The sequence below is a fragment of the Cellulosimicrobium sp. MI9406 genome (genome assembly GCF_040595865.1).
GTDB classification, from domain to species: domain Bacteria; phylum Actinomycetota; class Actinomycetes; order Actinomycetales; family Cellulomonadaceae; genus Cellulosimicrobium; species Cellulosimicrobium funkei.
The window spans coordinates 143,571-166,678 of record NZ_JALIZI010000005.1 but is presented as its reverse complement, the minus strand read 5'-3'; the positions used below and the strand labels follow the sequence as shown (position 1 = coordinate 166,678).

The 23,108-nt window shown below is 76.2% G+C and carries 27 protein-coding genes; 7 read left to right on the top strand and 20 right to left on the bottom strand.

The window, feature by feature from the left end; genetic code table 11:
• Positions 1-18 precede the first annotated feature (18 nt).
• Complete coding sequence (locus MT994_RS11045) at positions 19-612, bottom strand: TetR/AcrR family transcriptional regulator (protein WP_194521726.1); 594 nt, start codon at positions 610-612, stop codon at positions 19-21.
• A gap of 114 nt (positions 613-726) precedes the next feature.
• Here MT994_RS11045 and MT994_RS11040 point away from each other — a divergent pair, with 114 nt between their 5' ends.
• Entirely contained in the window at positions 727-1,587 is an 861-nt protein-coding gene (locus MT994_RS11040) for an SDR family NAD(P)-dependent oxidoreductase (RefSeq protein WP_144721012.1), read from the top strand.
• Between the two features lie 34 nt (positions 1,588-1,621).
• Here MT994_RS11040 and MT994_RS11035 read toward each other — a convergent pair whose 3' ends face one another.
• From MT994_RS11035 to rpmF, 3 genes are all read right to left on the bottom strand, one after another.
• Complete coding sequence (locus MT994_RS11035; RefSeq protein WP_354806268.1) at positions 1,622-2,539, bottom strand: 2-dehydropantoate 2-reductase; 918 nt, start codon at positions 2,537-2,539, stop codon at positions 1,622-1,624.
• A gap of 67 nt (positions 2,540-2,606) precedes the next feature.
• On the bottom strand, positions 2,607-3,917 hold the full coding sequence (locus tag MT994_RS11030; protein ID WP_354806266.1) for a YibE/F family protein: 1,311 nt from the start codon (positions 3,915-3,917) through the stop codon (positions 2,607-2,609).
• A gap of 94 nt (positions 3,918-4,011) precedes the next feature.
• Positions 4,012-4,182 carry a 50S ribosomal protein L32 gene (rpmF, locus tag MT994_RS11025; protein ID WP_009864893.1) on the bottom strand — a complete coding sequence of 57 codons (171 nt, stop codon included), beginning with the start codon at positions 4,180-4,182 and terminating at the stop codon, positions 4,012-4,014.
• 168 nt (positions 4,183-4,350) lie between these two features.
• Here rpmF and MT994_RS11020 point away from each other — a divergent pair, with 168 nt between their 5' ends.
• Positions 4,351-4,722, top strand: a complete 372-nt coding sequence (locus MT994_RS11020) for a hypothetical protein (RefSeq protein ID WP_021482679.1) — start codon at positions 4,351-4,353, stop codon at positions 4,720-4,722.
• 94 nt (positions 4,723-4,816) lie between these two features.
• Here MT994_RS11020 and MT994_RS11015 read toward each other — a convergent pair whose 3' ends face one another.
• From MT994_RS11015 to rpmB, 7 genes are all read right to left on the bottom strand, one after another.
• Positions 4,817-5,098, bottom strand: a complete 282-nt coding sequence (locus MT994_RS11015; protein ID WP_021482680.1) for an HU family DNA-binding protein — start codon at positions 5,096-5,098, stop codon at positions 4,817-4,819.
• A gap of 154 nt (positions 5,099-5,252) precedes the next feature.
• Positions 5,253-6,647: a zinc metallochaperone AztD gene (aztD, locus tag MT994_RS11010; RefSeq protein WP_354806265.1), complete on the bottom strand. Its 1,395-nt coding sequence runs from the start codon at positions 6,645-6,647 to the stop codon at positions 5,253-5,255.
• 112 nt (positions 6,648-6,759) lie between these two features.
• A complete protein-coding gene (ykgO, locus tag MT994_RS11005) occupies positions 6,760-6,882 on the bottom strand; it encodes a type B 50S ribosomal protein L36 (protein ID WP_021483271.1) in 123 nt (40 codons plus the stop codon).
• Positions 6,879-7,178, bottom strand: a complete 300-nt coding sequence (locus tag MT994_RS11000; protein ID WP_021483270.1) for a type B 50S ribosomal protein L31 — start codon at positions 7,176-7,178, stop codon at positions 6,879-6,881. The genes ykgO and MT994_RS11000 overlap by 4 nt, the downstream gene beginning before the upstream one ends.
• 47 nt (positions 7,179-7,225) lie before the next feature.
• Positions 7,226-7,531 carry a 30S ribosomal protein S14 gene (rpsN, locus tag MT994_RS10995; protein WP_021483269.1) on the bottom strand — a complete coding sequence of 102 codons (306 nt, stop codon included), beginning with the start codon at positions 7,529-7,531 and terminating at the stop codon, positions 7,226-7,228.
• Positions 7,531-7,698 (bottom strand): 50S ribosomal protein L33, encoded by a 168-nt coding sequence (gene rpmG, locus MT994_RS10990; RefSeq protein ID WP_021483268.1) that lies wholly within the window; start codon positions 7,696-7,698, stop codon positions 7,531-7,533. Before rpmG ends, rpsN begins: the two co-directional genes overlap by 1 nt.
• Positions 7,698-7,934, bottom strand: coding sequence for a 50S ribosomal protein L28 (gene rpmB / locus MT994_RS10985; RefSeq protein WP_021483267.1), 237 nt, complete (start codon positions 7,932-7,934; stop codon positions 7,698-7,700). Before rpmB ends, rpmG begins: the two co-directional genes overlap by 1 nt.
• Before the next feature lie 173 nt (positions 7,935-8,107).
• Here rpmB and MT994_RS10980 point away from each other — a divergent pair, with 173 nt between their 5' ends.
• Both MT994_RS10980 and MT994_RS10975 read left to right on the top strand, forming a co-directional pair.
• Positions 8,108-9,304, top strand: coding sequence for a GTP-binding protein (locus tag MT994_RS10980; RefSeq protein ID WP_354806261.1), 1,197 nt, complete (start codon positions 8,108-8,110; stop codon positions 9,302-9,304).
• A 353-nt stretch (positions 9,305-9,657) separates the two neighbouring features.
• Positions 9,658-11,568: a sigma-70 family RNA polymerase sigma factor gene (locus MT994_RS10975; protein WP_354806259.1), complete on the top strand. Its 1,911-nt coding sequence runs from the start codon at positions 9,658-9,660 to the stop codon at positions 11,566-11,568.
• 27 nt (positions 11,569-11,595) lie between these two features.
• On the opposite strand, the gene MT994_RS10970 is transcribed toward MT994_RS10975, so the two are convergent.
• The 8 genes from MT994_RS10970 to MT994_RS10935 form a co-directional block, all read right to left on the bottom strand.
• Positions 11,596-12,213: a DUF1775 domain-containing protein gene (locus MT994_RS10970; protein ID WP_354806258.1), complete on the bottom strand. Its 618-nt coding sequence runs from the start codon at positions 12,211-12,213 to the stop codon at positions 11,596-11,598.
• A complete protein-coding gene (locus MT994_RS10965) occupies positions 12,210-13,922 on the bottom strand; it encodes a copper resistance protein CopC (protein WP_354806256.1) in 1,713 nt (570 codons plus the stop codon). The genes MT994_RS10970 and MT994_RS10965 overlap by 4 nt, the downstream gene beginning before the upstream one ends.
• 3 nt (positions 13,923-13,925) lie before the next feature.
• The gene (locus tag MT994_RS10960) at positions 13,926-14,660 is read right to left on the bottom strand and encodes a YcnI family protein (protein ID WP_354051741.1); all 735 of its coding nucleotides are present in this window, start codon (positions 14,658-14,660) and stop codon (positions 13,926-13,928) included.
• A 181-nt stretch (positions 14,661-14,841) separates the two neighbouring features.
• Positions 14,842-15,378 carry a hypothetical protein gene (locus MT994_RS10955; protein WP_137279932.1) on the bottom strand — a complete coding sequence of 179 codons (537 nt, stop codon included), beginning with the start codon at positions 15,376-15,378 and terminating at the stop codon, positions 14,842-14,844.
• A gap of 88 nt (positions 15,379-15,466) precedes the next feature.
• On the bottom strand, positions 15,467-16,174 hold the full coding sequence (locus MT994_RS10950) for a copper resistance CopC family protein (protein ID WP_354806254.1): 708 nt from the start codon (positions 16,172-16,174) through the stop codon (positions 15,467-15,469).
• Positions 16,175-16,263: 89 nt separating this feature from the next.
• Positions 16,264-16,935, bottom strand: coding sequence for a hypothetical protein (locus MT994_RS10945; RefSeq protein WP_354806253.1), 672 nt, complete (start codon positions 16,933-16,935; stop codon positions 16,264-16,266).
• Between the two features lie 10 nt (positions 16,936-16,945).
• The gene (locus MT994_RS10940; protein ID WP_354806252.1) at positions 16,946-17,632 is read right to left on the bottom strand and encodes a Pr6Pr family membrane protein; all 687 of its coding nucleotides are present in this window, start codon (positions 17,630-17,632) and stop codon (positions 16,946-16,948) included.
• A 184-nt stretch (positions 17,633-17,816) separates the two neighbouring features.
• Positions 17,817-18,020: a cold-shock protein gene (locus tag MT994_RS10935; RefSeq protein ID WP_076404113.1), complete on the bottom strand. Its 204-nt coding sequence runs from the start codon at positions 18,018-18,020 to the stop codon at positions 17,817-17,819.
• 545 nt (positions 18,021-18,565) lie between these two features.
• Here MT994_RS10935 and MT994_RS10930 point away from each other — a divergent pair.
• From MT994_RS10930 to MT994_RS10920, 3 genes are all read left to right on the top strand, one after another.
• Positions 18,566-19,840, top strand: a complete 1,275-nt coding sequence (locus MT994_RS10930; protein WP_354806251.1) for an amidohydrolase — start codon at positions 18,566-18,568, stop codon at positions 19,838-19,840.
• A gap of 78 nt (positions 19,841-19,918) precedes the next feature.
• Positions 19,919-21,433: a putative glutamine/gamma-aminobutyrate antiporter GadC gene (gadC, locus tag MT994_RS10925; RefSeq protein WP_354806250.1), complete on the top strand. Its 1,515-nt coding sequence runs from the start codon at positions 19,919-19,921 to the stop codon at positions 21,431-21,433.
• A gap of 50 nt (positions 21,434-21,483) precedes the next feature.
• Complete coding sequence (locus MT994_RS10920; RefSeq protein ID WP_076403937.1) at positions 21,484-21,906, top strand: hypothetical protein; 423 nt, start codon at positions 21,484-21,486, stop codon at positions 21,904-21,906.
• A 7-nt stretch (positions 21,907-21,913) separates the two neighbouring features.
• Here the strand turns inward: MT994_RS10920 and MT994_RS10915 are convergent, their stop codons facing one another.
• A complete protein-coding gene (locus tag MT994_RS10915; RefSeq protein WP_354806249.1) occupies positions 21,914-23,107 on the bottom strand; it encodes an alpha/beta hydrolase-fold protein in 1,194 nt (397 codons plus the stop codon).
• Between the last annotated feature and the right edge of the window lies 1 nt (position 23,108).

The following is a 23,108-nucleotide window of genomic DNA, read 5'->3' as shown; positions in this document are numbered from 1 at the left end:
TCGAGGAAGAGGCGCCGGTCAGCGCGGGCGCAGCCCGCCCATCGCCGTGTCGAGGACGCGGTCGACGTACTCGACGGTGAGCGGGCCCGTCCGCTGGAGCCAGCGGTTGAGCACCGGGCCCCAGACGAGGTCGACGGCGACGTCGAGGTCGACGTCGGGGGCCAGCTCCCCGGACTCCTGCGCGCTGCGGAGCCGCTGCCGCTTGGCCTCGCGGAGCGGCTCGTCGAGGCGCTCGCGGTAGAGGTCTGCGAGCGCCGGGTCGTGCGCCGCCTCCGTGGCGAGCGCGCGCATGGGCGCGGCGAGACGCGGGTCCTCCAGCTCGGCGACGGTCGCGTGCAGCACGTGCCGCAGGTCGGCGACGAGGTCTCCGGTGTCGGGCAGGACCGGCGCTCCCCCGTCCTCGCCCTCGCTGAGCGTGAGGAACGCGTCGAGGACGATCGCGGCCTTCGACGGCCACCACCGGTAGATCGTCTGCTTCCCCACGCGGGCGCGGGCCGCGATGCCCTCGATGCTCAGCTGCGGGTACGGGATCTCCTGGAGGAGGTCGAGCGCGGCGGCGAGGACGGCGCGGCGGGAGGACTCGCTGCGGCGCGAGGGATCGGGTGCGGCCATGGCGGTAGACTACCCCGGCGAGACGGACCGTTTCGTCTTGACGACGGTCATGCAGCCCTCTACGGTCGAGCCAACGAGACGGACCGTCTCGTCTCATTCTCGAAGGGAACCGTCATGCGACACACCTCCCCGCCGGCCCGGACCTGGTTCGTCACCGGCGCGAGCCGCGGCATCGGGCACGCGATCGCCGTCGCGGCGCTAGAGCGCGGCGACCGCGTCGTGGCCGCCGCGCGCACCGCGTCCCGGGACGCCTTCGCCCCGGAGCACCACGACCGTGTGCTCGCGCTCCCCCTCGACGTCACCGACCGCGACGCGGTGGTGGCCGCGGTCGACACCGCCGTCGAGCACCTCGGCCGGCTCGACGTCGTCGTGAACAACGCCGGGACGATGTCGATGGGCATGGTCGAGGAGTTCACCGAGGCGCAGGCGCGCGCGCAGCTCGAGGTGAACTTCTTCGGGGCGCTCTGGGTCAGCCAGGCGGCGCTGCCGCACCTGCGGCGCCAGGGCTCGGGCCACGTGCTCCAGATGTCGAGCATCGCCGCGCTCGCCGGCTTCCCGAGCACGGGCCTGTACAGCGCGAGCAAGTTCGCGCTCGAGGGGATGAGCGAGGCGCTCGCCCTGGAGGCGGCGCCCTTCGGGGTCTCGGTCACCGTCGTGCAGCCGGGCGGGTACTGGACGGACCTGTACACGAGCATGACGACGACGACCGCGCTCGACGCCTACGCGCCCCTGCGCGCGGAGCTCGAGAAGCAGTGGGCGGACGGCTCGGTCGACAGCGACCCGCGGCTCGCCGCCGACGCGGTGCTCACGCTCGTCGACAGCGAGGACCCGCCGCTGCGCCTCCTGCTCGGCAGCATGGTCTACGACCTCGCCCAGGGGATCTCGCGACAGCGTCAGGACACGTGGGCGGCCTGGGAGGACGTGAGCCGCGCCGCCGAGCACGCCGTCGCGGCGCCCGGCCCGGCCGCGGGATGAGCCCGCGCGCCGGGAGACCTCACGACGGCCGCGCTCAGCCCCGGAGTCGCTCGACGAGCGCGCGCGTCAGGGGCGCGTCGACCCCCGCACGGTCGGCGGCGCGCACGATCGCGCCGCCGATCGCGTCGGTCTCGAGCGGGCGGCCCGCCTCGGCGTCGCGCAGCATCGAGGACTTCGCGTCGGCCCCGAAGCGGTCGTAGAACGTCAGGGTCCGGTCCGGGTCCGACGGCGCGCCGCTCGCCGCCGCGACGGCGGCGACCTCGCGGACGAGCGCCTCGAGCTCGGCCCGGTGCGTGGTCCGCACCTCTCCGATCGGGGCGCGGTGCGCCGTCGTGAGCAGCGCGAACGGCGCGAGGAAGCCGAGCTTCGCCCACATCAGCGCCGTCTCGTCGTCGTGCACGGTGGTGGGGATGCCCGCACCCTCCAGGAGCGCGCGCACCGCCTCGACCCGCTCCGGGTCCACCCCGCCCGGCGCGGCGTCGACCTCGACGAACGCGCTCGTGTGCTCGATCTCGCCCGGCGCGACGCGCGTGGACTCGACGCGGACCGTCGCGGGGAGCACGCGCGCGGTGCCGTACCGCGCGCGCAGCGCGTCGAGGTGGTCGAGGCCGTTGAGCATCGGGACGACCACCCCGTCGCCGAGCACCTCCGGCGGCACGCGGTCGAGCGCGTCGTCGAGCGCGGTCTGCTTGACCGCCACCACGACGACGTCGACCGGGGCGTCGAGGCGCGTGGCCGCGTGCGCCGGGACGTGGAGGTCGCCCACCTGGCGGCTGCGCACGTGCAGGCCGCGCTCCGTGAGGGTGGCCGCCGTGGCCTCGCCCGCGAGGAACGTCACCCGGGCGCCCGACCGGACGAGCAGCGCGCCGACCAGCCCGCCGACCCCGCCCGGCCCGAGCACCGCCACGTCCCGGCCGTCCCGGCCGCTCAGGCCGTCCGTCGTCTCCGTCACCGTCGTCCTCTCGTCGTGCCACCGGGTCGCCCCGGTCGTCGTGCCCACGCGGGCGGGCGCCCCGCCGTCAGGTCGCGGGAACCTCGACCCTACCCACGGGGACCGACCGCGCCGAGCCGGCGCCGGGCACGGTGAGCGCCGCGATGCCCGTGGTGATGGGGATCGCGAGGACGAGCCCGATCGAGCCGACGAGCGTGCGCACGACCTCCTCCGCGATCTCGCCCGACGTGAGGCTGGTCGCGAGGTTCTGGTCGGAGAGGTAGACCGCCATGAGGAGCGGCAGCGCGGCGCCGACGTACGCGAACGCGATCGTGTAGACGGTCGAGGCGATGTGGTCGCGCCCGATGCGCATCGCGCGCGCGTACAGCTCGCGCCGGGTCGCGAGCGGCGCGACGGCGCGCAGCTCCCACACCGCGGACGCCTGCGTGATCGTCACGTCGTTGAGCACGCCCATGCCGGCGAGCACGATCCCGCACAGCACGACCCCGCGGATCGAGAGCTCGGGCGCGTACTGCGGGATCCACAGGGACTCCTCCGACGTGAGGCCCGTGATGTTGGCCGCCCCGGATCCCCACCAGCCCAGCACGGCCGTGAGCACCAGGCCGACGAGGGTGCCGAGCAGCGCCGTCGACGTCCGCGCGGTGAACCCGTGCGCGACGTACAGCACGACGAACATCACGAGCGACGACGTCACGAGCGCGACGCCCAGCGCGTCCTGCCCGGTGAGGAGCGCGGGCAGCGTGAACGACGTGATGACGACGAACGCGCCCGCGAGCCCCGCGAGCGCCGCGAGGCCGCGCCACCGCGCGACGGCGAGCACCACGACGGCGTACGCGACCGCGAGGACGCCGATGGGCAGCCCGCGCTCGAAGTCCATGAAGACGTAGGGCGTGCCGCCCGCGCCCGCGGCCTCGGCGATGTACAGGACGCGCAGGCGGTCGCCCTCGTCGAACCCGTAGGCGACGTACTCGGGCGGCGCGTTGACGGTGATCGCGTCGCCGCCCACGTCCTCGCCGCCCGCGCGGGAGCCCGCGTCGAGCCGGGCGGGCACCTCGCTCGTCGCCTCGTCGACCGGCCCGGTGACGGTCGCGCGCAGGACGGTGCTGCCCTCCGCGGCGACGGGGATGCGTGCGGGCACGTCCGCCGCGGCGGGCCACAGCGCGACGAGCCCGGCGAGCGTGACGAGCAGCGCGGGCACCAGGAGCGCGGCGAGCGTGACCCGCACGCGCCGGGTCGCGGGCGCGGCCGGGCCGTGCGCGTGGGCGTGCGCGTGCGCCGGGTTGCGCGCGGTGCCCCGCGCCAGGACGTCGGGCACCCGCCGCGACCGCGTGCGGCGCTCGCCGCGCCCGGGCGTCTCGGGAGGAGTCGGTGCGCTCACGCGAGGATGCTGCCACGGCGGCCCGACGACGCCCGGCGGCACGCGCCGTCGGGCACCGATCGCGCGGGCCGGGCCGTCCGGGGCCCCCGCCGGCTCACTCGGGGAGCGTCACGTGGCCGCGGCGCACGCCCGCGACGAGGCGGCGCGGGAGGGTGACCTCGCGGCCGTCGACGACGACGGTCACGAGCTCGGGCACCTGCGCCTTCCACTGCGAGCGACGGGCGCGGGTGTTCGAGCGGGAGAGCTTGCGCTTGGGCACGGCCATGAGGGGTCCTTCCGGTGGGCGAGCGCCCAGCCTACCGGTTCGTGAGAACGATTCTCAAGACAGGTCGGGGCGTCGGTCCGGCCCGGCGGTAGCATCCCCGGGGCCGCGCGCCCTGCCACGACCCGGCGCGACCGCCGCACCCACCACCACGACGCACGAGGAGCCCTCATGGCCACGGTCGACTACTTCCTCTCCGGTGACCCGGAGGTCGCCAAGCAGCACCTGCACGCCGCGCTCCAGGAGCAGGGCTTCACGGTGACCACGCGCCCCACGGGCCAGTGGGCCGCCGAGCGCGGCAGCAAGCAGAAGACGTTCTGGCTCGGCGCGTTCGCCGGCAAGGCCCAGCACCTCGTCTTCACGGTCGACTTCATGGTCCACGGCGACCAGCTCGTCGCGCGCATCGACCGCCCGACCGGGCACGGCGCGATGGCCGGCGCCGTCGGCGTCGCGCGCTCGAACAAGGCGTTCGGCGAGGTCGACCAGGCGATCGGCACGCGCCTCACGCAGCACGGCATCCTCGCGAACGTCGTGCACGCCTGACCCGCCCCCCGCACGCACGAAGGCCCGGATCCCCTCACGGGGGTCCGGGCCTTCGTGCTGCTGACCGGGCCGGCGACGGCCGGTCAGCGGGACGTCACTTGGCGACGGCCTTCTTGAGCAGGCTGCCGGCGCTGATCTTCACGCCGTAACCGGCCGGGATCGAGATCTCCTCGCCCGTACGGGGGTTGCGGCCCGTGCGGGCGGCACGCTCGACGCGCTCGACGGACAGGAGGCCCGTGACCTTGACGGCCTCGCCCTTGCCCAGCGACTCGATGAGCACCTCCTGGAAGGCGTTGAGAGCCTTCTCGGCGTCCGCCTTCGACAGGTCGGCCTTGCTGGCGATGGCCGAGACGAGCTCGGACTTGTTGAGCGACATGCGAATCCCTTCTTCGGTTCACGACGCGCGGTGGTCACCACCCGTCGTCACGGTCTCAGTGTGCCAGCCGCGGGGCCGTGCACCGGGGACAACACTAGGGAACACGCGGAGTTTCGCGCGACTTCTCGCGGCTCTCGTCGTCGCGTGTCCTCGCTCAGCCGTCCTCGTGCTCGTGGTCGTGGCCCTCGTGCTCGTCGTGCGCGGGCTCGTCGTGACCGTGCTCGCCGTCCTCGTGGGCGTGCTCGTCGGCCTCGTGGCCCCCCGTGGTGGCCGGCTTGCCGGTGACCCCGTTGAGCTCGTTCGGGACGACGTCGAGCTCCGCGCTCTTCCACACCTCGCCGCCCACGTAGTCGACCGCGTGGATCGCGCGACCGGCCGGGTCCGTGACGTAGGCGATGCCGTCCTGGACGAACAGCGCCGGCCGCGGCTCCTGCCACTCCTCGGGCTCCTCCCACGCGTCGACGACGGGGACGGACCGCACGACCGTGCCCGACTCCGGGTCGATGACGTGCAGCGACCCGTCGGTGCCGAGCACGAGCGCCTCGCCCGCGTCGCCCCGCCCGAGCGAGCGGAAGGTGTAGCTCGCGGGGAGGTCGACGAGGCGCAGGCTCGCGTCGCGCGTGTCCACGAGGGAGACGCGCGTGGGCCGCTCGAGCTCCGCGTCGGGGTCGGACTTGTAGTCGCCGAGCACGACGGGCGACGCCTCGCTGCCCGCCTGGTTGCCGATGCGCCCGTAGGCGTCCGGGGCGGCGACCTTGGTGATCGCGCCGCCCGCGACGACGAGCACGCCGTCCTCGCAGCCGATGACGACGGCCTCGCCCGCGGCGACGGCCTCCCCGTGCACGCCGGGGCACTGGTCGTTCGCCGCGACCTCGTCGCCCGCGGCGTCGAGGAGCCGGACGCCGGTGCGCGCGTCCTCGGTGCCCTCGGAGACGACGAGCGAGCCGTCGGACAGCTCGACCGCGACGCCGTGGTGCGCCGCGGGGGTGGTCAGGGTGCGCGCGTCGTCGATGCCGTGCGGGTCGGCCACGGTGGCCGAGTCGAGCACGGTGATGTCGCCCGTGCCGTCGTCGAACAGCGCGGTGCGGCCGTCGTGCACGACGACGTGGCCCGGCTTCTCGGCCGCGTACGTCACGTCCGTGAGGACCGGGTCGGCCGTGTAGTAGTGGGCGTGGTCGCCGTGCGGCTCGGCCCAGGTGCCGGCGTCGAGCACCTGGAACCCGCCGGACGTCGAGACGAGCAGGTGCCGCCCGTCGCCCGCAGGGTTGAGGCGGTTGAAGCCGTCGAGCTCGAGGTCGTCGACGACCTCGAGCGTCGTCGCGTCGAGGACCTGGACGCCGCCGTCGTAGGTGATCGCGAGGCGCGGGGTGAGCGCCGCGGCCTCGCTCACGTCGGACGTGGCCGACGGCGCGTGCTCCGCCGCGTCGCCCTGCTCGCCCTCGGAGCCCGCGCCCTGCGCGCACGCCGCGACGAGCGTGAGCGGGAGGGCGAGGCCGAGCGCGAGGGCGAGCGGTCGGCGTCGGGCACGGGCGCCGGGAGGGGCCGTCACCCGGGCGGGATCGGCAGCGGCGTCGGTCGGGTCGGGTGCGGTGTGGTGCATGCGTGGTCGGCCGCCCGGACACCCGGGCGGCCGCTCCTCTCCGGTGGTGGTGGTGCGCGGGTCAGCCCTGACGGGCCTTCCAGCGCGGGTTGGCCTTGTTGAGGACGAAGGTCTTGCCGTGCCGGCGCACGACCTTCGCCCCGGGCTTGTCCTTGAGCGAGCGGAGGGAGGCGCGGACCTTCATCGCGCGCCCCCGCCCTGCGCGCCGCCGCGGGCGCCGTAGCGCTGGCGGAACTTCTCGACGCGGCCGGCCGTGTCCACGACGCGCTGCGTCCCCGTGTAGAACGGGTGGCTCGCGCTCGAGATCTCGACGTCGACGACGGGGTAGGTGTTCCCGTCCGTCCAGGTCACGGTCTCGCGCGGGACGCCCGGGCCCTGCGGGTGGTCGCCCGCGAGGGTCGAGCGGGTCAGGAACGAGAAGTCGGCGGACTTGTCGCGGTAGACGACGGGCCCGTAGACGGGGTGGATGTCCTTCTTCATGGTGGTCTCCTTGCTGAGCCGGGGCCGTCCGCCGCTCGGGGCGGCGGTCACCAGCTCGACTTCGTGACTCCGGGCAGCTCGCCGCGGTGCGCCTGCTGGCGCAGGCGGACGCGCGAGAGTCCGAACTTCCTCAGGTAGCCGCGCGGGCGGCCGTCGACGACGTCGCGGTTCCGCGTGCGCGTGGCGCTCGCGTCGCGGGGCTGGCGCTGGAGCTCGCGCACCGCGTCCGCCTTCTCCTCGAAGGACGAGGACGGCGACGCGACGACTCGCTTCAGCTCGGCGCGACGCTCGGCGTAGCGGGCGACGACGGCCGCCCGCTGCTCGTTGCGCGCGATCTTCGACCGCTTCGCCATCAGCGCTCCTCGCGGAAGTCGACGTGGCGGCGAACGACGGGGTCGAACTTGCGCAGGACCATCCGGTCGGGGTCGTTGCGGCGGTTCTTGCGGGTCACGTAGGTGAACCCGGTGCCCGCGGTGGACCGGAGCTTGATCACGGGACGGAGGTCGGTGCGGGTAGCCATCAGAGCTTCTCCCCTCGGGCGAGGATCCGCGCCACGACGGCGTCGATCCCCTGGCGGTCGATGGTCTTGATGCCCCGGGCGCTGACGCGCAGGGTCACGTGGCGACCCAGCGACGGCACCCAGTAGCGCTTCTTCTGGATGTTCGGGTCGAAGCGACGCTTGGTCCGCACGTGGGAGTGCGAGATCGCGTGGCCGAACCCGGGAGCGGTGCCGAGCACCTGGCAGACGGCGGACATGGCGGTTCCTCTCGGGGTCGGTCGGGGCGACGGGGACGACACTAGATAGTGAGAATCATTCCCGTCAAGACGCTATGCTGACCCGCTGTCGAGAACAGTTCTCAGGAGCAGGTTGTTCCCGAGCCGGCCGCCGAGCCTCCCGGGACGCCCCAGACCACGGATCGGAGCGCTTCATGCCCTTCTCGTCGCACCCCTCGCCGCACCCGGCGCCCGACGACACCCGCGTCGCCCTCAGCGTCCTCGCGACGATCGACCCCGTGCTGCGCGACAGCGCGGTGTTCGGGCTCGTCGTCGGGGCACCGCGCGTCGTCGCGCTCCGCCACGACATCCGCGCCGCCGAGGGCGCGCTGCGCCGGGTCGTCGTCGACGCGAGCGGCGTCGTCGAGGACGAGGTCGTGCCGCTCGAGCACGCGTGCCTGTCGTGCGCGGTCCGGGAGGACGCCGTCCCGACGCTGCGGCGGCTCGCGGAGGACGGGCGCTGGGACCACGTCGTGCTCGCGCTCCCCGTGGCGGCCGAGTCGCTGCCCGTCGTCCGCGCGCTCGCCGCGCAGACCACCCCCGGCGCCGAGCTCGATCGGCTGCGCCTCGCGACCGTGCTCGCCGTCGCGGACGTCGACACGCTCGAGCACGACCTGCTCGACGACGAGCTCGTCACCGAGCGCGGGGTGGGGCTCACGGAGGACGACCAGCGGGCCGTCGGGGAGGTGCTCGCCGCGCAGCTCGAGCACGCCGACCTCGTCGTGACGACCGGCGATCCTGTCGCCGCCGCGACCGGGGCGGGGCTCGTCGACCGGCTGCGCGGCGTCGGGACCCGCCGGGTCGACGGGCTCCACGCGCTCGCCGCCGCCGACCTCGCGGGACGCACGCACGACCCGGTGGCCGGCGAGCGCCGGGCGCACCCGCTCGGCGTGCGAGGCCCGCTCCCCCGCCGCGCGCGCCGCGCGGGCGACCGGAGCTGGACGGTCGAGCTGCGCTCGGCCCGCCCCTTCGACCCCGAGCGGCTGCTGCGCCGCATCGAGGACCTGGGCACGGGGCGGGTCCGGTCACGCGGGGTGTTCCACGTCGCGAACCGCCCCGACTCGCTGTGCGCGTGGGACGGCGCGGGCGGCCAGCTCTGCATCGGCACGCTCGGCACGTGGGACGACGCGACCACCGCCGAGGGGCGGCCCGTCGAGCCGCACACGCGCGTGGTGGTCGTCGGCGCGACGCCGCCGGAGGTCGAGCCGGGCGAGGACTCGCGCGAGCGGGTCCTCGACGCGTTCCGCGACGTGCTCGCGACGCCGGACGAGCTGGCCGACGGCGGGCTGCGCTGGCTGGGGCGCACCGACGTCCTCGCGCCCTGGCTCGGCGCGCGCACGGACGCCGTCTGAGGTCGGGGCCGCTGCCGCCGGGACGCGAGGGCGGGCCGGAGGGACGGAACCTCCCGGAGACGGGAGAACCGGTGGCGATCCGCCGCGAGAGCTCCCCCCAGCGAAGCTCTCGTCGCGGACCGCCACCGGTCCAGGTGTGTCGCCACGTGACCCGTCGTGGCGACGTCCCCCACCAGTGCAAGAGCACCGGGGCGCCCGTTCGTGACGCGCGTTGCCAGTGATGTGGATCACAGTACGACGCGGGCTGCTCGACCGCGCGCGCACGTCACACCCCGACCCGCGTCATGATCGCGGCCCTGGAGCGTCTTCCTCCCTGAGGGCCGCCGGACGGAGGCGGCCGGGACGGGAGCGGCGTGCACACGCAGGACCTGACGGAGCTCGGCGACGAGCAGCTCGCCGACGAGGTGCGCGCGGGCCGCGCGGAGGCGTTCGCCGTGCTCTGGGAACGGCACGCGGCTGCCGGGCGCTCGGCGGCCCGCCGCCTCACGGCGACGTACGACCCGGACGACCTCGTCCAGGAGGCGTACCTGCGTGTGCTCGGCGCGCTGCAGTCCGGCCACGGGCCGACCGGCCCGTTCCGGCCCTACCTCTACACGACGCTGCGCAGCGTCGCGGCGAGCTGGGCCCGCACGCCGGACCCGACGCCCGTCGAGGACGTGCCCGAGGTCGTCGACCCGCGCGACCTGTCGACCGAGGTCCTCGAGCGCTCGGTGACGGTCCGCGCGTTCCGCCGCCTGCCGGAGCGGTGGCAGGCCGTGCTCTGGTACACCGAGGTCGAGGGGATGGAGCCGCGCGAGGCGGCGCCGCTGCTCGGGCTCTCGGCGGCCGCGACCGCCGCGCTCTCCTACCGCGCCCGCGAGGGCCTGCGCCGCGAGTGGCTCCAGGCCCACGTGAGCAGCGACGCGGTGGCCCCCGAGTGCCGTTGGACGGTCGAGCGCCTGGGCGACCGCGCGCGCGGGTCGCTGTCGCGCGCGGCGCAGGACCGCGTCGAGGAGCACCTCACCGGGTGCCTGTCGTGCTCGATCCTCGCGGAGGAGGTCGACGACGTCGCCTCGCGCCTGCGCATCGTCCTCCTGCCGCTCGTCCTCGGCGTCCCGGCCGCGGTCGACGCCGCGACCGGCGCCCTCGCGACGACGACCTCCGCGCCCGCCACGGCGACGGTCCCGGCGACCGGCACCACGACGGGCCCGGCGACCGGCACGACCGGGGCCGGGGGCGCCGGGGCGACGTCCGGCGCGGGAGCCGCGGTCCCCGGTGTCCTGGTCGGCGCGCTCGCCGCGGTGGTCGTGGCGGCCGTCGTCGGCGTGCTGGCCGTGGCGCGGCCGTGGTCCGCTGCCGACCCGCCCGCCGCCGCGGCCGGGCAGCAGTCGTCCGCTCCCGGTCTCGCCGCGCCGCTCCCCGTCCTGCCGGACGGCGACCCCGCGGAGAACGGCGCGGACGACGTGCCGGTCGCGACCGAGCCGGACGCCCCCGCCGGGGCGGGCGACCGCCCCGAGCCGCCCGCCGCGGGCCTCGACGCCCCACCCGCCTCCCGTCCGGACGGGCAGGACGCGCCCGGAGCCGGCGAGACCGCGCCCGAGCCGGCCCCGCCGTCGGTCGAGCCGGCCGCGCCGGCCCCGCCGGAGCCCGAGCAGCCCGGTTCGGAGCAACCCGCGCCCGAAGAGCCCGGGCCCGAGGAACCGGCGCCTCCGGCACCCGTCGTCGACGAGGCGCCCCCGGCCGGGACGCTCACCGTCTACCCCGCCCTGCGCGGCACCGGGGAGCCCGGGGCGCGCGTGCGGGCGCTCGACGCGACGGGAACGGTCGTCGGCACGACGACCGCCGCCGACGACGGCCGCTGGGCGCTCGTCCCGACCGGGCTCGGTGCCACCGGGGAGCACGTGCTCGACGTCGTCCAGGAGGTCGACGGCGTCGTCTCCGCGGCCGCCGCGCCGCTCGGCCCCTACGTGTTCGACCTCCCGCGCGTGCTGTCGCCGGGCCCCGGCGAGACGGTCCTCGGCGCGCGCGAGACCGCGCCGTGGGAGGACCCGCGCTTCTCCGTCCTCGTGACCTTCGCGGGTACCGCGGGCCTGGTCGTCGAGGCGTTCGTCGACGGGCGCTCGACCGGCAACCTCCACGAGCTCGGCGACGAGCCCGCGGTGCGCCAGGTGCGCGGCCTCGCCCCCGGGCCGCACACGTTCGGGATCCGGTTCGTCGAGCCGTGGTCGGACACCGCCGGGTTCGGGCCGACCGTGAGCGTCGGCTTCACCGTCGCGGGCCCCTGAGCGCGGGACACGCGACGGCTGCGGGCGTCACCCCCGCGCGCGCCGGCGGGACCACGCCCCTCCCGCGACGCCGACGACGCCCGCCCCGAGCACGACCGCCCCGACGAGCGGGCCGGTCGGCGTCGGGGAAGCGCCCGCCGCGACGGGCGCGGGGGCGAGGGAGGCCGCCGTCGCGACGAACGTGGGTGCCGGACGGGCGCCCGCCGGGTCGGTGCCCGTCCACGCGTACGACGCCCCGGACGGGCACTCCTGCACCGCCGGGAAGACGAACGCCTGCCCGGGTTCGCCCGTCACGCGGACGTCGAGCGTGAAGGCCGCGCGCTCGCCGTCGGGCACGGGCTCGCCGGCCCACGCGACGGCGTCCTCCGTCACCTCGGCGGTCCAGGCGGCCGGCTGGCCCGCCTCCAGCGCCTCGACGCCCGCAGGCAGGGTGACGCGCAGGGCGTCGGTGGGCTCGCCGTCGCACCCGTGGTCGAACGTGAACGTGAGCCGCGACGTGCCGTCGCCGCGCGGCTCGACCGTCTCGATGAGCACGTGCGCGGCCGCGGGGGCGGCCGTGAGCAGGGCGAGCGCCCCGGCGGCGGCCAGGGCGAGGAGGGCGCGCGCGCCGCGGTGCGGCCCGAGCGGCCGTCGGTCGGGGGTCATGAGGTCACCTCCACGGGGATGCGGACGATCGGGTTCTCGTACTTGGACGTCCGCACTCTCACCTCGAGCGTCCAGGAGCCGGGCATCGGCAGGTCGAGCGTCGCCTCGTACGCGCCCGGCCCGGTGCGCGTGAGCGGGCGCGAGAACGGGCCCAGCGCCGGGTCGGCGAGCGTCGTCGCCAGCTCCGGCACCGCGACGGGCTCGAACGGCGCCCCGTCGGCGTCGAGCAGCTCGATCTCGAGCGCGTTGACGCCCACGCGCCCCGGTGTGACGCGCGCGCGGAGCGTGCCGTTCCCGAGCTCCTCGACCACCTCGACGCCGGAGGTCGCGGCGTCCTGCGCGGACGGCGCCGCCGGGACGACCGGGCTGCGCGAGACGAGCACGCCCGTCGCGGCGAGCACGAGCACGAGCAGCGCGGCCTCGACCGCGACGGTCCGGCCGAGCCGACGGCGCGCCGTCGTCGCGGTCGTGCCGCCCGCCGCGCCGGCGCCTCCCGGCCTGGCGACCTCGGGGACGAGCCGGTACCGGTTCCACGCCGCGATGCCGACGAGCACGAGCGCGACACCGACCTTGACGAGCAGCGTCCGGCCGTACGTCGTCGAGACGAGCGCGTCGAGGGTGCCGAGGATGCGCCACCCGAGGACGGTCCCGGTGACCGCGAGCGCGAGGACGACCCACGCGCCGAGCGCGGAGAACCGCGCCACGGTCACGCCCGCGCGGCGGGCGTCCACGTGGGCGGACGGCGCGAGCACGAGCGCGAGCCCGACGACGCCACCGAGCCACACCGCCCCCGCCGCGACGTGCAGCGCGTCCGCCGTGACGACGAGCCACGGCGGCCCGAAGGTCCGCGTGTGGCCCACGAGCACGAGCGACCCCAGCGCGAGCGCGGCGGCGCCGAGCACCGTGCCCGCGGGCCACGCGGCCCGGGTCTCGCGCGCGGCCCGGGGCGCGAGCAGCGTCGCGACGACGAGCCCCGCGAGCCCGAGCGCGCCCGCGACGGTGGTGTCGGAGGCGAGGCCCGCGGACCACGTCGCCGGGTCCGCGAGCGCGCCCAGCCCGCCGCCCGCCTGCCAGGCGGGCGTGAGCGGGACCGCGAGCACGGTCCCGAGGGCCGCGACGCCGAGCGCCCCGCGCCGGACGCGGTGGAGCCGGCGCCGCAGCACGAGGGCCGCGCCGGGCGAGACGTGCAGCACGAGGAGCTCGAACACGACGAGCCCCGCCACGAGGAACGTCCCGGCGTAGACGGCGGCCTGGTCGATCGCCCGGACCGCGACGAGCGCCGCCGTCGGCTCGGCCACGCGCGCCTCGACCGCGGTCGTGCTCGGCGCGCCGACCGAGAACGTGAACGCCCCCGCCACGGGGTGGGTGTCGAGCGACACGACGCGCCAGCTGACGACGTAGGTGCCGTCGCCGAGTGTCGTGCCGGGGGTGACGACGAGCGCGTCGTCGACCGCGGCGACGTCCACGTCGACGGGGGTGCCGTCGGCCGCGAGGACCGTCGTGCCGCCGGGCACGACCTGGACGGGCTCGTTGAAGGTGAGGGTCAGCGCGTCGGGCGGCGCGTCGAGGACGGTGCCGTCCTGCGGGTCGGTGCCCACGAGGACGGCGTGGGCCGCGGCCGGGCCGCTCGCGAGGATCGCGAGCAGGACCGCGGCCGCGGCACCGACGACGACGGCCACCGCCCGGCGCAGCGCCAGGGGGCGGCCCACCGGTCAGGCCCGCGGGCGCGAGCGCACGAACCCGAGCAGCCCCAGCACGAGGCCGGCCGCCGCGAGGACGAGCGCCGTCCACGTGACCGCGGGGGCCGGGCCGCTCGACGTGCTCGCGGCAGCCTCCGCCGCCTGGCCGTCCGCGGCGGCCGGCTCGGCGGTCGCGTCCGCCGCGGCGTCCTGGGTGCCGTGCGCGTCGCCGCCGGACGCGGCCGTCAGCTCGAACAGCGGGGCGGGCAGGTCGAGCTCCTCGCCGTCCTCGCCGTCGGCCGGGACCTGCACCCAGGCGCTCTCGCCCTCGGCGCACTCCTGGACGGTCGGGAAGACGAGCGTCTCGCCCGCCGCGTCGGGCAGCTTGAGCGACAGCACGAACGCGTCGCGGTAGCCGTCGGGCAGCGGCGCCTTGGCGGTGTACACGACCTCCGCGACGCGCTCGGTGTACTGGCCGCCGTGCCCGTCGTCGACGGGCTCGGCGAGGTCCTCCATGACCTTCTCGACGTCCCAGCCGGGGTTGACCGTGGGGGTGACGGTGACGACCTGCTCGGGGACCTGGACGGAGACCTTCGTCGTCGGGGAGTCGCCGCACCCGTGCGGGACGCCGAACGTCAGGAGCGCGTAGGAGCCCGCCTCGGTCGTGTCGGGCGTGACGGTCACGTGGGCGGACGCGGCGGCCGCGCCGGTCACGACGAGCCCGGTGGTCAGTGCGGCGGCGCCGACGGCGCGCAGGGTCTTTCGCATGGTGGTGCCTTTCGGGGAGAGGTGCGGGGAGAGGGGACGCTGCTCCGGCGGGCACGACGGCGCGCCGCGCCACGGGTCGGCGGAGCCGGCCGGCGGCGGGTGAGCGGTCGCGCGGGCGCGCGGGAGCGGGACGCCGCGGACGTCGTCGGGCGACGGCGTCCGCGGGGGCGTCCGGGAGAGGTCAGGCGGGAAGGGGCGGCCCGCGCCCGGGCGCGGCGCCGCGCACGAGCAGGTCGCGCACCGTCGGCAGCGCGCCGACGGCGGGAGGTGCCGCGAGGACGACGACGGGCCGCGGGCGGCCGGGCACCCGGCGTCCCGCGAGCCACGTCCACAGGCGCCACAGCACGGCGTCGCCGTACCGCAGCACGAGCGCGACGGCGAGCGTCGCGACGGCGTGCGCGCCGAGCATCGCGAGCGGCGAGGAGGAGTGCGCGTGCGCGGCGGCGTCGGCCGGGGACAGCGCCGCGCAGCGGTCGAAGACGACGTGCAGCACGAGCTGGCCCGCGCCGAGCAGGCCGAGCAGCCGCGGCAGCCCGACCTCGCGCCGGGTGAGGGGTCGCACGGCGACGGCGGTGAGGACCGCGAGGACCCCGAGCGGGACCGCCCCGGGGTCGGTGCCCCCGGCGAGGCCGTGCGCGACGACGGACAGCCCGACGACCGCGGCGGCGAGCAGCAGCACCCGCACGCCGCGGAGCACCCCTGCTCCGGGCGACGTCACGGACGCACCCTAGCGGGAGAAGGGGCTCCGGCGGCAGGGGCCGGCGCCGCCCTCTCCGCGCGGGAGAGGGCGGCGTGCGCCGGCACGGTCAGCCCTGCGGGTCGTGCGGGGCGCCGTCGTCGGTGCCGGCGTCCGGGCCGGGGCCCCGACGGCGCAGCACGACCACGACGACGACCGCCGCGGCGACGACGAGCGCGCCGAGCCCCACGAGCACCGGCAGCAGCGACGAGGTGCCGTCGTCCGCGGTCTCGGCGGCGTCGGTCGTCGTGGTCGCGGAGGGCTCGGTCGTGGTGCCGGTCGTCGGCTCCTCGGTCGCGGTCTCCTCCGGCGTCGCCGTGTCCGTCGCGGGGTCGTCGGTCGCGGGCGCCTCCGGCTGGGCCGCGACGGCGAACGCGAACGTGCCCTCGATCGGGTGCCCGTCGGACGAGACGACGCGCCACGCGACGGTGTACGTGTCGCCGCCGAGCGCGACGGCCGGGTCGAGCGCGAAGGTCGCGGTGCTGCCGTCGATCGTCGGCGCACCCTGCGTGACGACCGTGCCGGCCGAGTCGGAGACGACGACCTGCGGCTCGACGGGGAGCGGCTCGGTGTTGAACGTCAGCGTGATCGCCGCGGGCGGGGCCTCGAGCTGTGCGCCGTCGGCCGGGTCGGAGGTGAGGAGCCGGTCGTGCGCGGACGCCGGGCCGGCCGTGAGTGTCGTGACGGTCGCGGTGAGGCCGAGCGTCAGGGCCGCGGCGGCGAGGAGGGCGAGCAGGGTGGGCAGGGCCGACAGCGGTCGGCGCAGGGAGAGGGTCATGAGGTTCTTCCGTCCGAGGCGCGGCCGGTGGCCGCACGGTGGTGCCCGGGGGCCCGGCCGTCGCCGGGTCGGCCTCGTCGGGGGCCGCGTCAGGACGCGGCGAGGGGGCGCAGCAGTGCTCCCGACGGACCGTGCGCCCGCGGCGGTCCGCGCGTCGGCGCCCGGAGCGACCGCCACACGTCGACGACGCGCACCGGGCGCGCGGGCACGGCGCCGCGGCGACCGGGGACCGCCGCACGGGCCGGGAGCGGGAGCGCGCCGCGCGGGGTCACCCACGTGAGGAACCGCTCGAGCGCCCGCTCGCCGTGCGCCAGCACGAGGGCGAGCACGACCGTCGCGGCGGCGTGGGCGGCGACCATCCACGCGCCCGACGCCGCGAGGTGCTCCGGGTGCAGCGGGGACGCCGCGCCGTCGGCCGACGGCACCGCGCACACGACCGCGCCCGACGACGCCACGAGGTGCGCGGCGTGCCCGGCTCCCCCGCCGACGGCGTGGCACGACTCCGGGGTCAGGACGGTGAGCGCCTGGTGGAGCGCGAGCTGCGCGCCCCCGAGGAGCACGACGAGCCGGGCGGGCGTGAAGCGCAGGCGGGCGGCCGCCGTCGTGCCGGCGAGCGTGAACGCGGCGAGCGCCGCGAGGACCAGCGGGTCCGGGAGAGCGCCCCCGGCGACGCGGTGCGCGAGCGCCGTCAGCGCGAGCACGAGGGTCGCCACGAGCGCGGCGCGGGCGACGCGCAGCGGACCGACGACCGGGGAGGGCACGACGGCCACCCTAGCGCGAGGTGTCCACGCCCTCGGCCCGGGACCGCTGCGACGCGGGGGCCGGGGCGGGCCGACGCTCCGCGTACCGGCCGATCGCGGGGCCGGTCGGCAGGAGCCGGTCGAGCCCGACGATCACGAGCCCGAGCACGAGGAACCCCGCCCCGTAGAGCACGACGTTGACGAGCAGCCCGGTCCAGCCGAGCGCGTCGAGGTCGACGAACCCGTACGGGTACTCGCTGCCGGGGCTGACGAACCCGCGGATCGTCGTGAACGCGAAGTACGCGAGCGGGTACAGGAGCCAGCGCGCGGCGTCGAGGCCGCGCAGGCGCCGGTGCGCGTCGAGCAGGAGGAAGTCGGCGACCACGGCGAGCGGGAGGACCTCGTGCTCGATCTGGCCGTCGGTGAGCCCGAGGAAGACGGCGGGCGCGCCCAGGTCCTCGGGCGCGAGCACGAGCCACGACACGAGGCCCGTGATCGCGGCGAACAGCGTCACCCCGCCCTTCAGCCACCCCGGCGGCTGCGGGCGGCGCAGGAGGGACGCGACGCCCGCCCAGGCGAAGACGACCGCGATGAGGAAGCCCGTCTGGTTCGTGAAGTAGACGAGGCCCTCGATGTCCCCGTCGCGCCAGATCGCGCGCGTCCCGACGAGGGCGAGGACGACGAGGAACAGCCGGAACAGTCCGACGACGACGTGCATGCGGGCTCCTTCGCGCGCGGTGTGGCTCCGGTCGAGAGCCTAGTCCCCGCGGCCGGGGCACGACCGCCGTCGGGCACCGCCGCGCGCGTCGAGGTCCGGGCACGCCGAAGGGCCGCGCACGAGGCGCGGCCCTCCGGTGGAGATCGTCACCCCCGCCGGCGCGAGGCGCCGGGCGGGAGCGGGATCAGAGTGCCTGGATGTTCGTCGCCTGCGGGCCCTTGGGGCCCTGCGTGACGTCGAAGGAGACGCTCTGGTTCTCCTCGAGCGAGCGGTAGCCGCTCGACTGGATCTCGCTGTAGTGGGCGAACACGTCCGCGGTGCCGTCGGAGGGGGCGATGAAGCCGAAGCCCTTCTCCGAGTTGAACCACTTCACGGTGCCTGTAGCCATGGTGTTTTCCTTCGTCGAGACGACCGGCCCACGTGCGCGGGTCCGGGTACCGCGCCCTGCAGGGCGCCGGCGGTTCGGGGTGTGGTCGCGGCGGGAGCCCGCCGGGCGACCGGGCGGGGCGCTCAGATGGCGCCGCGCGTGCTCCAGGGCGGCGACGACGGTCACGGGCCGCGTGAAGCGGTCGTGGACGTGGAAGCCGTCCGGGCGTCGGGTGACCATCCCGGCGTACTCGCCGTCGGCCGTCGCGACCCACAGGTCGTCGTCGGCGCGGCGCAGCACGAGGTCTGGTCCGGGCGTGCCCGCGGCCGCAGGAGCGGTCGCCGGGCGGTCGAGGATGGTGGAAGAAGTGATGTGTTTCTCTGCTCTCGCTCCGCGCGCTTCTGGGGCGGAGATCGTCGTCGGCAGCGTCTGCTGCCCGGCGCCCACGGTCGTGCTTCGATGCCGAGGACCGAAGATCGTCGCGAGACCCTGCTCGCGACCTGGGCGCAGTCCTCACGCTACACCATGGCGTGTGGCGGACGGTCGCCCCGGGCGATGATGGGGGCATGACGACCTCCTCCACCCCCTCCCGCACCGCCCCTCGCACCGCGCGCCGCAGCGTCGCCGTCGTGAACGGCTACGTCGTGCCCGTCGCGTCCGACCCGATCGAGAACGGGACCGTCCTCGTCGAGGACGGGGTCATCACCGCGGTCGGCGCGGACGTCGTCGTGCCCGACGGCGTCCCGACCCTCGACGCGCGCGGCCGCTGGGTGCTGCCCGGCTTCGTCGAGGCGCACGCCCACATGGGCGTCATGGAGGAGGCCGAGGGCTGGGCCGGCAACGACACGAACGAGATGACCGACCCGAACGGCGCGGCGCTGCGCGCGATCGACGCGATCAACGTCGAGGACGAGGGCTTCCGCGACGCGCTGGTCGGCGGCGTGACGAGCGCCGTCGTGAAGCCGGGCTCGGGCAACCCCATCGGCGGGCAGACCGTCGCGATCAAGACGTGGGGCGGCCGCACCGTCGACGAGCAGGTGATCCGCGAGGCGGTCTCCGTGAAGTCGGCGCTCGGCGAGAACCCCAAGCGCGTGTACGGGGACCAGAAGAAGACGCCCTCGACGCGCCTCGGCGTCGCGAAGGTCATCCGTGCCGCGTTCGTCGACGCGCAGAACTACGCCGCGCGGCGCGACGCGGCCGAGGCGAAGGGCGAGCCGTTCGACCGCGACCTCGCGAAGGAGACCCTCGCGCGCGTCCTCGCGGGCGAGCTGTACTGGGACCAGCACACGCACCGCGCCGACGACATCGCGACCGCGCTGCGCCTCGCGGACGAGTTCGGCTACCGGCTCGTCGTCAACCACGGCACCGACGGCGCGGCCGTCGCGGACGTCCTCGCCGAGCGCGACGTGCCGGTGATCTTCGGCCCGCTGTTCACGTCGCGCTCGAAGATCGAGCTGCGCAACCGCGACATCGCGAACCTCGGGGCGCTCGCCCGCGCGGGCGTGCGCGTCGCCATCACGACCGACCACCCCGTCGTGCCGATCAACTTCCTCGTGCACCAGGCGTCGCTCGCGGTCAAGGAGGGCCTCGACCGCGACACCGCGCTGCGCGCCCTCACCGTGAACCCCGCGGCCTTCCTCGGTCTCGACGACCGCGTCGGCGCGCTCGCGCCCGGCCTCGACGGGGACGTCGTCGTGTGGTCGGGCGACCCGCTCGACGTGACGTCGCGCGCGGAGCACGTGCTCATCACCGGCACCGAGGTCTACACGTGGGACGCGACGGCGGCCGACGGGCGCGGCGCGGGCCGAGTCGTCGAGCGCGGCGAGCGCTTCCGGGCCTGACGCCGGCCCCGCTCGCCGGTCGCGCGCGGCGTCGCTAGCGTTCCCCCGAGGGCCGTCGCGCCCGCCGAGGGGGACGCCATGGCCCGGACCGCCACCTCGCAGCACCCCGCCCGGCCCGCCGCGGCGACCATCACGGCCACGTCGCTGGTCATGCTCAACGTCGCCGCGGTGGTCAGCCTGCGCGGCCTGCCCGCCGAGGCGGAGTACGGGCTCTCCTCCGCGTTCTACTACCTGCTCGCCGCCGTCTGCTTCCTCGCACCCGTCGCCGTCGTCGCGGCCGAGCTCGCGTCCACGTGGCCCGAGGAGGGCGGCATGTTCCGCTGGGTCGGCGAGGCGTTCGGGAGCAGGTGGGGCTTCCTCGCGATCGCGATGGTGTTCGTCGAGGGCTGCATCTGGTTCCCGACCGTCCTCACGTTCGCCGCCGTCACGCTCGCCTACACCGGGCCCGACGCGCGGTTCGACGAACGGGTCGCCGACGACCGGCTCTTCGTCCTCGCGATCGTGCTCGTCGTGTTCTGGGCCGCGACGCTCATCGCCCTGCGCGGCGCGTCCGCGTTCGCCCGCACCGCGCGCTGGGGCGGGATCGTCGGGACGCTCGTCCCCGCCGCGCTGCTCGTCGGGCTCGGCGCCGCCTACCTCCTCGGCGGCGAGCCGTCCCGGACCACGCTCTCCTGGGGCGCGTTCGTCCCGGACCTCACGCGTCTCGACAACATCGTGCTCGCCGCCGGGATCTTCCTCTTCTACGCGGGCATCGAGGTCAACGCGGTCCACGTGCGCTCGATCCGGCGGCCGGAGCGCACCTACCCGCTCGCGATCCTCGTCGCCGCGCTCGTGGCCGTCGTCGTGCTGACCCTCGGCACGCTGACGATCGCGGTCGTCGTGCCGCAGCAGGACATCAGCCTCACGACGAGCCTGCTCCAGGCGTTCGACCACCTGCTCGCCTGGGCGGGGATCGGCTGGGCCGGGCCGGTCGTCGCGGCGATGCTCGCCGTCGGCGTCCTCGCCGGCGTCACGACGTGGGTCGCCGGGCCCGCCACGGGCCTGCACGCCGTCGCGCGAGCGGGGTTCCTCCCGCGGTGGTTCCACCGGACGAACGACCGCGGCATGGCGACGAACATCCTCCTGGTCCAGGCGCTGGTCGTGACCGTGCTGTCGGTGCTGTTCGTCGTCATGCCGTCCGTGCAGTCCGCGTACCAGCTCCTCAGCCAGCTCACCGTGATCCTCTACCTCGTCGCCTACCTCCTGATGTTCGCCGCGGTCGTCGCGCTGCGCCGCACGCAGCCCGACCGGCCGCGCCCCTACCGGGTGCCGGGGGGCCGCGTCGGGGTCTGGGCGGTCGGCGGGCTCGGGTTCGTCGCGTCGCTGCTCGCGCTCGTCACGAGCTTCGCCCCGCCCGGCCAGGTCGCGGTCGGCAGCCCGACGACGTACGTCGTGCTGCTCGTCGCGCTCGCCCTCGTCTTCGTGGCCCTCCCGCTGCTCCTGTACCGCGCCCGCACAGCGGCCTGGCGGGACGACTCGTCGACGTTCGCGCCCTTCACCTGGCAGTCCGCGGACGCCGCACCCGACCGAGGCGATCCCGGCCCGCCGGGATGACGGGCGAGGTTCCCGTGGCGCGAACCCGCGCGGCGGCGGACCATCGGAACATGCCTACCCGACCCGCTCCCCGCCCTCGCAGCGCCGCGACCGGCCCGGTCGTCGGTCTCGTCGTCCTCGTCGGGGCGCTCGCCGCCTGCTCCGGCCCCGGCCCGGGCGACAAGGACGTCGAGTACGACTCGCTCGACGCGCTCCACCGCGCCGCCACGTCCGCCGGCCTCACGTGCCTGTCGTTCACGACCGAGAGCACGGACAGCGAGGACGTCGAGCTGGGCGCGTGCGACGACACGACGCTCCTCGCCGTGTTCGCCGACGGGATCGCCGAGGACGAGTTCCTCGCGCTCCTGCCGCGTCAGCCCACCGAGGAGGGCGAGGCCGCGCTCGCCGGGCCGAACTGGGTCGTGCTCGGCGACACCGGCGACCTGCTCGAGACCCAGGCGGGCATCGGCGGGCAGTTCCTCACCGACGAGTGACGCGGCGTCAGCCGCCGCCCGCCATCTGCCGCTGCGCGAACACGAGCCCGTACGGGAGCGCGGTCGCGGCCATGGCCCACGTGTGCGTCTGACCGGGCTCCTCGCGGAGCTCGACGGCCTGCCCCTGGTCCTCGAGGTCCTGCGCCATCCGCCGCACCGTGGTGAGCGCCTCCCGCGGCGCGTCCTGCCCGGAGTCGAGGAAGACGGGCATCGGGTGCGTGAACGTCATCGTGGGCAGGTAGGTCGTCGGGGTGTTCGCGTCGATCTCCGCCTGCGTCGAGAGCATCGTCCGTTCCGGCCCGGGGCCCGGGTTCCCGTAGGGCTCGATCGCGAGGGTCGCCCCGAACAGGTCGAGGTTCCGCAGACCCACGTTGAGCGCGCAGAACCCGCCCGACGACATGCCGCCGAGGACGCGGTGCTCGCGGTCCGCGAGCGTCGGGTACGTCGCGTCGACGGTGTCGACGACGGTCGTCGTCAGGTACGTCTCGACCTGCTCGCCACCCGTCGTCGAGTCGAGGCACTCGGTGTCGAGCCCGCCCGGCCCGGTGCCGTTCACCGTGGGGGCGACGACGATCATCGGGTCGACGAGCCCGCGCCGGATGAGCACGTCCATCGTGCGCGGCACCCGCCCGGCGGCGAACCAGCTGCTCGGGTCGTCGGGCGACCCGTGGATCAGGTACACGACCGGGTAGCGGGTCGAGCCCTCGGGGTCGAACCCCGGCGGGAGGTACACCCAGGCGTCCTCGTCCGCGATCTGCTCGGCGGCCGTCCCCGGGATCGCGAGCGTCCGCACCTGGCCCCGGTGCGCGCCGCCCGGCGCGTCGGCCGACAGGTCGGCCAGACCCAGCGCGACGAGCTGCACCCGGACGGCCCCCCACGTCGGGACGTAGCCGGAGTAGGCGTTGGCGCCGACCGCCAGGCCCAGCACGAGGGACAGCGCGCCGAGCGCCGCGAGGGACGCCGTCGCGACGCGCGAACGCCACGGTCGGCGCGGGTCCTCGCCCCGGGCCCGCCGCGCGCGCCGCGCCCGGGCGCCGCGCCGTGCGCGCACCACGGCCCACGCCACCGCTCCCGCCCCGAGCACCGTCAGCACGACGGCGACCGGGTAGCTCGTCAGGTACGTCTCGGCGGGCTGCAGCTCGCGCAGCACGGCCGCGGGCAGGGCCGGGTCGGTGTCGGGGACGGGGAGGCCGGTCGCCACG

Coding starts and splice junctions, on each gene's coding strand:
- MT994_RS11045 (WP_194521726.1), bottom strand. CDS start 612: ATGGCCGCACCCGATCCCTCGCGCCGCAGCGAGTCCTCCCGCCGCGCC.
- MT994_RS11040 (WP_144721012.1), top strand. CDS start 727: ATGCGACACACCTCCCCGCCGGCCCGGACCTGGTTCGTCACCGGCGCG.
- rpmF (WP_009864893.1), bottom strand. CDS start 4,182: ATGGCCGTGCCCAAGCGCAAGCTCTCCCGCTCGAACACCCGCGCCCGT.
- MT994_RS11020 (WP_021482679.1), top strand. CDS start 4,351: ATGGCCACGGTCGACTACTTCCTCTCCGGTGACCCGGAGGTCGCCAAG.
- MT994_RS11015 (WP_021482680.1), bottom strand. CDS start 5,098: ATGTCGCTCAACAAGTCCGAGCTCGTCTCGGCCATCGCCAGCAAGGCC.
- ykgO (WP_021483271.1), bottom strand. CDS start 6,882: ATGAAGGTCCGCGCCTCCCTCCGCTCGCTCAAGGACAAGCCCGGGGCG.
- MT994_RS11000 (WP_021483270.1), bottom strand. CDS start 7,178: ATGAAGAAGGACATCCACCCCGTCTACGGGCCCGTCGTCTACCGCGAC.
- rpsN (WP_021483269.1), bottom strand. CDS start 7,531: ATGGCGAAGCGGTCGAAGATCGCGCGCAACGAGCAGCGGGCGGCCGTC.
- rpmG (WP_021483268.1), bottom strand. CDS start 7,698: ATGGCTACCCGCACCGACCTCCGTCCCGTGATCAAGCTCCGGTCCACC.
- rpmB (WP_021483267.1), bottom strand. CDS start 7,934: ATGTCCGCCGTCTGCCAGGTGCTCGGCACCGCTCCCGGGTTCGGCCAC.
- MT994_RS10980 (WP_354806261.1), top strand. CDS start 8,108: ATGCCCTTCTCGTCGCACCCCTCGCCGCACCCGGCGCCCGACGACACC.
- MT994_RS10970 (WP_354806258.1), bottom strand. CDS start 12,213: ATGACCCCCGACCGACGGCCGCTCGGGCCGCACCGCGGCGCGCGCGCC.
- MT994_RS10960 (WP_354051741.1), bottom strand. CDS start 14,660: ATGCGAAAGACCCTGCGCGCCGTCGGCGCCGCCGCACTGACCACCGGG.
- MT994_RS10950 (WP_354806254.1), bottom strand. CDS start 16,174: ATGACCCTCTCCCTGCGCCGACCGCTGTCGGCCCTGCCCACCCTGCTC.
- MT994_RS10940 (WP_354806252.1), bottom strand. CDS start 17,632: ATGCACGTCGTCGTCGGACTGTTCCGGCTGTTCCTCGTCGTCCTCGCC.
- MT994_RS10935 (WP_076404113.1), bottom strand. CDS start 18,020: ATGGCTACAGGCACCGTGAAGTGGTTCAACTCGGAGAAGGGCTTCGGC.
- MT994_RS10930 (WP_354806251.1), top strand. CDS start 18,566: ATGACGACCTCCTCCACCCCCTCCCGCACCGCCCCTCGCACCGCGCGC.
- gadC (WP_354806250.1), top strand. CDS start 19,919: ATGGCCCGGACCGCCACCTCGCAGCACCCCGCCCGGCCCGCCGCGGCG.
- MT994_RS10920 (WP_076403937.1), top strand. CDS start 21,484: ATGCCTACCCGACCCGCTCCCCGCCCTCGCAGCGCCGCGACCGGCCCG.